Origin of the sequence: Luteitalea sp., from assembly GCF_022842525.1 — a bacterium.
GTDB lineage: Bacteria > Acidobacteriota > Vicinamibacteria > Vicinamibacterales > Vicinamibacteraceae > Luteitalea.
The window spans coordinates 1-7617 of sequence record NZ_JALHPM010000248.1 but is presented as its reverse complement, the minus strand read 5'-3'; the positions used below and the strand labels follow the sequence as shown (position 1 = coordinate 7617).

Below are 7617 nucleotides of genomic sequence, written 5' to 3'. Positions count from 1 at the left end.
CAAGGAGTCCGCGGCGATGCTCGGGCACTTCGGCGTGTCCGACGAGGCCCTGCTCGACGTGCTCACCGGCGTCTACGCGCCGACGGGCAAGCTGCCGTTCGAGCTGCCGTCCTCGATGGAGGCCGTGCGCGCCCAGAAGGAAGACGTGCCGCACGACTCGAAGGACCCGCTGTACCCGTACGGCCACGGGATCACGTTCGCGGCGGGATCGGCGCGGCGGTAGGGGGGCGGCATTGCGCAATGCTGCGATGCCGCAATGCCGCAATGCGGGCATGCGGGCATGCGTCGTGTCGAGGACAGCGCCACTCTAAGGCGGCCCCGCGCAACTCGTTTTGAAACGAGTTGCGCCGTGGCACGCTGCTGCCATCAGCGGCGCGGCTTCTCCACCTGCACGTACCGTCCCGGTGCCATCGTCAGCTGCTGCGACGAGCCGTCGGGCCAGCGGATGGCGACGCCGATGTCGCCGCGGTGCTCGCCCAGCCCCACCAGCACTCGCGCGTCGGAGGCCGACAGGTAGCTGCCGTCGGTGCGCACGCGGAAGAGCCGTCCCGCGGCGGGACCGGCGTCGACGACGACCGTGGCGCCGACGGCGTAGTGATTCGGGCCTGGCTGGCGCAGGTCGAGGCCCAGCCACCCGTGGTCGGTCGCGGCGGTGTTGCGCAGGAGACGCAGCGGTCCGCCGTTGGCGCTGATCACCGCGTCGGGGCGACCGTCGTTGTCGAGGTCGCCGATGGCCAGGCCGCGGCTGACGGCCAGCGGCGCGAACGCCGGGCCCGCCGTGGCACCACGGACCTCCTCGAGACGCCAGCGCGTGCCCGTCGCGCCGCCAGACGTTGCAGATGCCGCCGCGCCGGTCGGGCCACCCGTCGCTGCGCCGCCACGCCGCAGCTCGCCGCGGAACAGCTGATTGCGCTGGCGATACGGCACCGCCTGCCCCCTCAGTTCCGGCACCAGCGTGACGGCGCCGTTGACCGCCAGCAGATCGGCCACCCCATCGCTATCGCCATCCAGCCAGCCCACGCCGAACCCGGTCATCGATGCCGTTGTCTGTGCCAGGCCGATGTCGGCGCGGCGATCGTCGAAACCGGCGCGCCCGTCGTTGGCATAGAGGACGAAGCCTTCCCCGGCGATGTTGGTCACGACGAGATCCTCGTCGCCATCGGCATCGGCATCGCCCGACGCGATCCCCATGCTGCCTTCGGGACGCCCGAGCGCGTTGAAGGCTGCCCCCGACAGCGGGCCGATGTCCTCGAAGCGACCGCCACCGAGATTGCGCCACAGCTGGTTCGGTGTCGCGTCGTTGGCAACGAAGATGTCGAGACGCCCGTCGAGATCGTAGTCGCCAATCGAGACCCCCAGGCCATTGCCGAACGCGCGCAGGATGCCTGCCGTCTCGGAGACGTCCTCGAACGTGCCGTCGCCGCGATTGCGGAACAGGCGATCCGGGACCGAGCGATAACGGTTCGGCGGACAGTAGTCGCGCGCCCCGGCCGGTTCGAAGCAGGGCCGGGTGGACGCTGCTGTGACGTCGAGGTAATTGGTCACGAACAGATCGAGGTCACCGTCGGCGTCGATGTCCACGAACGCGGCACTGGCACTCCAGCGCGGGTCGGCAACGCCGGCCCTGGCGGTGACGTCCTCGAAGCGGCCATCGCCCCGATTGCGATACAGGGCGTTCGGCCCATCCGCTGTCAGGTAGGCATCGACGAACCCGTCGCCGTCGTAGTCACCGACCGCCACGCCCATGCCGTCGCCGTGCGCACCGAAGCCCGCCTGGGCGGTGACGTCCACGAAGCGCCAGACGCGCGCGCCGGCGGCGTCGATGCGGAGATCGTTGCGGAAGAGCCGCGCCATCGGCTCGCGCGCGGCGGCCGACACACCCTCGGTCGACGCGACGGTCTCCCCGCCCTGCACCGCGATGATGTCGAGGTCGCCGTCGTTGTCGTAGTCGAGGAGCCCGACGCCCGCGCCGATGATTTCCTGGATGCGAAAGGCGCCACGGGCGCCATTGCGATGCACGAACGCGAGTTCCGCCGTCGCCGTGACGTCCTCGAACCACGGCGCCGGTCCCGCCTCCTGTCCACGCGGCGCCTCACCCAGGCCGACGCCCAGCCAGGCACCCGCGACGAGCAGCGGCAGCGCCAGCCGTACGCGCGCGACGCGCACGCTGCGATTACCGCGCGACCGCGTCATGGCCGCGCCTCCAGCTTGCGCAACTCCGCGTCGATGAAGGTGGCCATCCGCTCGTCACCGAGGCGGCGCGCCAGCGTCAGGGCCTCCGTGGCCGTCCGCAGCGCCTCGCCCCGTCGTCCGCGACGCAGGTAAGCGGTGGAGAGCGCGAAGAGGTAGCGCGGCGTCTCGGGTTGCCACGGCGCTCGCAGAGGCTCGAGCATGGCGATGGCCTCGTCGACACGGCCGTCGCGCATGGCGAGGCGCGCCAACCCGAAGCGCGCCTGGTGCGCATCCGGGGCGACCTCCAGGGCCATGCGATACGCATCGGCCGCCTCGGCGAACCGTCCCCGCGTCTCGAGCGCCGTGGCGCGCCCCTGCCACGCGGCGACGTCGCGCGGCGCCAGCGCCGTCGCCCGTTCGAACAGGCGGAGTGCCTCGTCCATCTGCTGCTGGTGCTCGAGCAGGACCACCGCGTACTGGCGATGCGCCTCAGCGACCTGACTGGCATCGTCGAGCGCCGCCCGATAGTGCTGCCGGGCCCGCGCGAGGTCGCCGGCGCGCCCGTACAGGGCGATGAGATTGAGATGCGCCAGTCCGCCCGTCTCGGGCCGGCCCAGCGCGGCCTCGTGCAGCCGGATGGCCTCGGTGGTGGCCTCCGTCGAGCGCTCCGCCGCGGCGGCGATCCCCCGCGTCAGCAAGGCGAAGGCATCGTCTCTCAGCGCGGCCACGCGGGCCTGCCATGGATCGTCCGGCCACGGGCCGCACGAGGGGCACCGCTGCTGCCGGGCGAGCGAGACCGAGGCCGCCGCCAGATCGCCCGCACGACGATGGAGTTGTGCGAGGGCGTAGTGGGCGGCGCCGAAGTCCGGTGAGAGCGTCACCGCCTTCTGCAGGGCCTCGCCCGCCGCGGCCGTGTCCCCTCGGCGCATGGCCAGCCGACCGAGGCCATGCCACGCAGCGGCGGCGAGGTCTGGCTGCGCCGAGAGTTTGCCGTACAAAGCCTGGGCGGCCTCGGCGGACGCGTCGTCGCCTTCCGCGAGCCGCGCATCGGCCAGGCGGAGCGTCACGAGGGACGTCGCGTCGCGCGCCAACGGCACGGCGCGGGCGAACTGCTGTGCCGCGGCGGCCGGCAACGCGCGCGCGGTGTCGGTGACGCCACCGAGATACCACCAGTCGACGTTGTCAGGAGCCAGCGCCTGCGCGCGCTGATAGACCAGCGCCGCGGTGTCGAACTGCTGCCAGGCCTGCAGCAGCATCGCGAGGGCGCCGGCGGCGTCGGCGTCCGACGGGCGGGCCTCGGCAGCTCGCACGGCGGCGGTGATGGCCGCGCGGGAGGCCTCGGGAAACGCGTCCACCGCGATGGTCGGTAACGGCGGCACAGCGGGCGCGGACGGCTGGGACCATGCGGGCCATGCGGGCCATGCGGGCCATGCGGACGGTGCGGCGGCGGACCGTCCGGATTGCACGGCTGCGGGCTGGGCGGCCACCCCGGCGGCAGGCACGGCCCCCAGCGTGACGGCCAGCAGGAGGCCCCACACTGCCCCGACCGACATCACCACCGGCCGACCGCGTGTTGGCACCCGGACCCTGGACATGAAAGGCGTTGCGTCTCGAGCCGTACGGTACCCGCCCGGACTCCCGGATCGCAAGCGCCGCGGCACTACAATGCCTGCTTGACCGACGTGAGCCGGAACGGTGCGAGTGTGAGTGCGAGTGTGAGAGTGAGCCAGTCCCTGCGAGGCCCGGGCCTCGCGTGCCTCCTGTTCGTCGCGGCGCCGCTGCTGGCAGGGGCGATACAGGCGCCTGCGCCCGTCCCACCGGCACCCGCGACGACCGGCACTACCGCGGCTCCCACGGCTGCCACTGCTCCCACAGCTCGCACTGCCGTCACGACGCCGCCCACCACGACGCCAGCGACACTCACACTCCGCCTGATCGTCGTCGCCTCCGAGGATGAAGCCCGACAGGTGATCGACCAGGTGACGCAGGGCGTGGACTTCGGCGCCCTGGCGGCGCGCGTCTCCCAGGACCCCACGCGCAGTCGCGGCGGGTTGCTCGGACCGACGTCGCTGGCGGCGCTGCGGCCAGAGCTGCGGCAGGCCCTGCAGGGGCTGACGGTCGGTCAGATGACGCGCCCGATTCGCATCCCCACAGGCTTTGCCGTGCTAAGTGTGGAGCCCGATGCCAGCGTGGCGTCGGAGGCGGGGGCGTCCGCATCGAGCCAGCCGGGTGGCGCAGGTGCGTCCTCGGTCGCCGCCGTCGGTGCGGTGCGCTATCTGTTCGACGTCTCCGGCTTCAACGACGCCACCGTCGTCATGCAGCGGCACCCCACCAAGCCGGCCGGATGGGACCTCGACCCGCTCGCCACGTGCACGGTGCGCACCGGTTCGCTGCTCGAAGCGCAGATCAATCTCCGCACCAACCTCGCCTCTCCGCAGTTGCTCGCCACCGGACGCCCGATGGACCTGGCGCAGGGGCACTTCACCCACGGGCAGTTGCTGGCCTACGAGGGACGGATGCGCGAGGCCATCGTGGCCTTGTCCGAGGCGTTGCGCATCGCGACGGCCAGCGTGCCGGCGATGCGGCTGCACATGGAAGAAGCCGTCGGCATCGCCTATCTGCACAAGGCGATGCACCTCGATGAGGCGACGCATGCGCCGGGCGATCGGTGCCTGCTGACGGTGACGCCCGGACCGTCGTTCGGTCCCTCCGAGGACGTCACCCACGCCATCGAACACTTCATGGCGTATCTGCGCGAGCGTCCCGACGACCTCGAGGTCCGCTGGCTCCTCAACGTCGCCCACATCGCGGCAGGCACGTGGCCCGGAGCCGTGCCGGCCGCATTCCGCATCGATCCGGGCGCCTTCGCGTCGGGTGAGGATATCGGCCGCTTCGTCGACGTTGCGCCGCAGAGCGGTCTGCGAGTGTTCGCCGCGGCAGGTGGCGTGATCGTCGACGATTTCGACAACGATGGGCGCTTCGACCTGATGACGTCGAGCATGGACAGCTGCGCGCCGCTGCAGTACTACCAGCGGTCCGAGCCGGGCACGTTCGTCAATCGCTCATCGGACGCCGGGCTCGACGCGCAGCGCGGCGGTCTGCAGATCGTGCCGACCGACTACGACAACGACGGCTGTCTCGACGTGCTCGTCCTGCGCGGCGGGTGGGAGTTGCCGCAGCGCAAGTCGCTGCTGCGCAACAGCTGTCAGGGCACGTTCACCGACGTGACCGCGGCCAGCGGCCTGGCCGTGCCTCCCCGCAGCACGCAGGCCGCCGCATGGGTGGACATCGACAACGACGGGCGCCTCGACCTCTTCATCGGCAACGAGGGAGGGCCCGCCCAGTTGTTCAGGAACCGCGGCGATGGCACCTTCGAGGACATCGCTGCGCAGGCGGGTGTCGGCAAGGCGTCGTTCAGCAAGGGCGTGGCGGCCGGCGACTTCGACAACGACGGATGGGCCGACCTGTACGTGTCCAATCGTGGCAGCGTGCCGAACTTCCTCTATCGGAACAACGGCAACGGCACGTTCACGGAGATGGCCGTCGCCGCTGGCGTCCCTGGGCCAGGCAGCGGTTTCGTCACGTGGTTCTTCGACTACGACAACGACGGCTGGCTCGACATCTTCGCGACGTCGTACTTCACGTCGCTCGAGGAAACGGCCCGCACGTACCTCGGTCTGCCCCACAACGCGACCACGCTCAAGCTTTACCGTAACAAGGGTGACGGCACCTTTGCCGACGTCACGCGCAACGTCGGCCTCGACAAGGTCTTCATGCCGATGGGCGCCAACGTCGGCGACGTCGACAACGACGGCTTCCTCGACATCTATCTCGGCACCGGCAGCCCGTCGTACGGCTCGCTCGCGCCAAGCGTGCTGCTGCGCAATCGCGCCGGCAAGGCGTTCGTCGACATCACGGCGTCCTCGGGCACCGGCGAGTGGCATCAGGGCCACGGCGTAGCCTTCGCCGATCTCGACAACGACGGCGATCAGGAGATCGTGTTCCAGGTCGGCGGCGCCACGCCCGGATCGGCGCACGCCATGCGCCTGTTCGACAATCCGGGGCACGGGCGGTCATGGCTGGGCATCAAGCTTGTCGGCACAAAGAGTAACCGTGCGGCCATCGGCGCGCGCCTCATGGTGACCGCACGCGCCGCGGACGGGACCACGCGCGTCGTGCATCGGCAGGTCGATGTCGGGGCCTCGTTCGGGGCGTCGCCGCTCCAGCAGCATGTCGGGCTCGGCGACAATGTGCGTCGCGTGGATGTCGAGGTCTGGTGGCCGGCCAGCGGCACGCGGCAGCGCTTCCGCGACGTCGACGCCAACCAGGTCATCGAGGTGAAGGAGTTCGACGAGCGCTACCGCCGCCTGCCCCGCCCGCGTGTCAGCCTGACCGGAGCGACCGCGCCATGACAGCCGCGCGCGAACTCGTGCTCGCGGGCGGCCGAGGCCGTGCGTGTCGCCAGTTCCTCGCGCGCGGGCTGCTGGCGGCCCTGCTGTTCGGCCTCGTGTCCACGCCTTGGGTGGCGACAGCACAGCCGCCGGTACCGTCGGGTCGGTCACCAGGGGAGCCCATGAGCCGACGCGCACCACCGACATCCACCCAGGAGGCCCAACGGCACCGCGTCACGGGGATGGTGCTGTCGGTCGACGTCACGCGCCGCACCGTTCTCGTCTCGCATGACGCCATCGAGGGCGTCATGGACGCCATGGCGATGGCGTTCGAGGCGAGTGAGCCGGGCGAGCTGGCGGGACTCACGCCGGGGATGACGGTGACCTTCACGCTTGTCATGGCAAAGGGTGGCGCACGGGCCGAAGCCATCACGGTCGTCCCCTACGACAGTGTGGAGCTCGATCCGATGGTGGCCCGTCGATTGGCGCTGCTCGAGGCGCTGACCGGCACCCCGAGGCCTGCACCGCTGGCCGTCGGCGACGTGGTTCCCGACGTCACCCTGACCGACCAGACGGGGGCCGTCGTGTCCCTGTCGACGTTGCGCGGGCAGGTGGTGGTGATGAACTTCGTCTACACGAGCTGCGCGCTGACGCAGTTCTGCTTCCGCGTCACCAACCATTTCGCCATCGTCGCGCGTCGCTTCGAAGCACGTCTCGGCCGCGACCTGACCATGGTCACGGTCACGTTCGACCCGGCGCGCGACACGGTCGACGTGCTGCGCTCGTACGCCAGCGTGTGGAACGCGGACGCGCGCACGTGGAAGTTCCTGACCGGAAGCGCCGACGACATCCGGCGCGTGTGCGACATGTTCGGCGTCACGTTCTTCCCGGACGAAGGGCTGATGAACCATTCGCTCCGCACCGTCGTCATAGATCGCACCGGCAGGGTTGCGGGCATGATCGAGGGCAACGAGTACACCGCCGCGCAGCTCGGCGATCTCGTCGCCGACGTGCTGACGCCGTCTCGCTGAGCGAGCGGCCGCGCGGCAGCGGG

Annotated in this window: 5 protein-coding genes; 3 read left to right on the top strand and 2 right to left on the bottom strand. The window is 70.9% G+C overall.

The annotated features are described in order from the left end of the window. Positions 1-223, top strand: a 223-nt coding sequence (locus tag Q0C41_RS28225) for a glycoside hydrolase family 3 C-terminal domain-containing protein (RefSeq protein ID WP_291989802.1), incomplete at its 5' end; no start/stop codon positions are given. Between the two features lie 143 nt (positions 224-366). On the opposite strand, the gene Q0C41_RS28220 is transcribed toward Q0C41_RS28225, so the two are convergent. After that, positions 367-2193, bottom strand: a complete 1827-nt coding sequence (locus Q0C41_RS28220) for a CRTAC1 family protein (protein ID WP_291989800.1) — start codon at positions 2191-2193, stop codon at positions 367-369. Then, the gene (locus Q0C41_RS28215) at positions 2190-3527 is read right to left on the bottom strand and encodes a tetratricopeptide repeat protein (protein WP_291989798.1); all 1338 of its coding nucleotides are present in this window, start codon (positions 3525-3527) and stop codon (positions 2190-2192) included. The genes Q0C41_RS28220 and Q0C41_RS28215 overlap by 4 nt, the downstream gene beginning before the upstream one ends. 327 nt (positions 3528-3854) lie before the next feature. Here Q0C41_RS28215 and Q0C41_RS28210 point away from each other — a divergent pair, with 327 nt between their 5' ends. After that, a complete protein-coding gene (locus tag Q0C41_RS28210; protein WP_367079316.1) occupies positions 3855-6584 on the top strand; it encodes an FG-GAP-like repeat-containing protein in 2730 nt (909 codons plus the stop codon). After that, positions 6581-7594: an SCO family protein gene (locus tag Q0C41_RS28205; protein ID WP_291989794.1), complete on the top strand. Its 1014-nt coding sequence runs from the start codon at positions 6581-6583 to the stop codon at positions 7592-7594. Before Q0C41_RS28210 ends, Q0C41_RS28205 begins: the two co-directional genes overlap by 4 nt. The last annotated feature ends 23 nt before the right edge of the window (positions 7595-7617 follow it).

What these genes read in the sequence shown, in the direction of transcription:
- Q0C41_RS28205 (WP_291989794.1), top strand. Translation starts at nt 6,581, where the DNA reads ATGACAGCCGCGCGCGAACTCGTGCTCGCGGGCGGCCGAGGCCGTGCG.
- Q0C41_RS28220 (WP_291989800.1), bottom strand. Translation starts at nt 2,193, where the DNA reads ATGACGCGGTCGCGCGGTAATCGCAGCGTGCGCGTCGCGCGCGTACGG.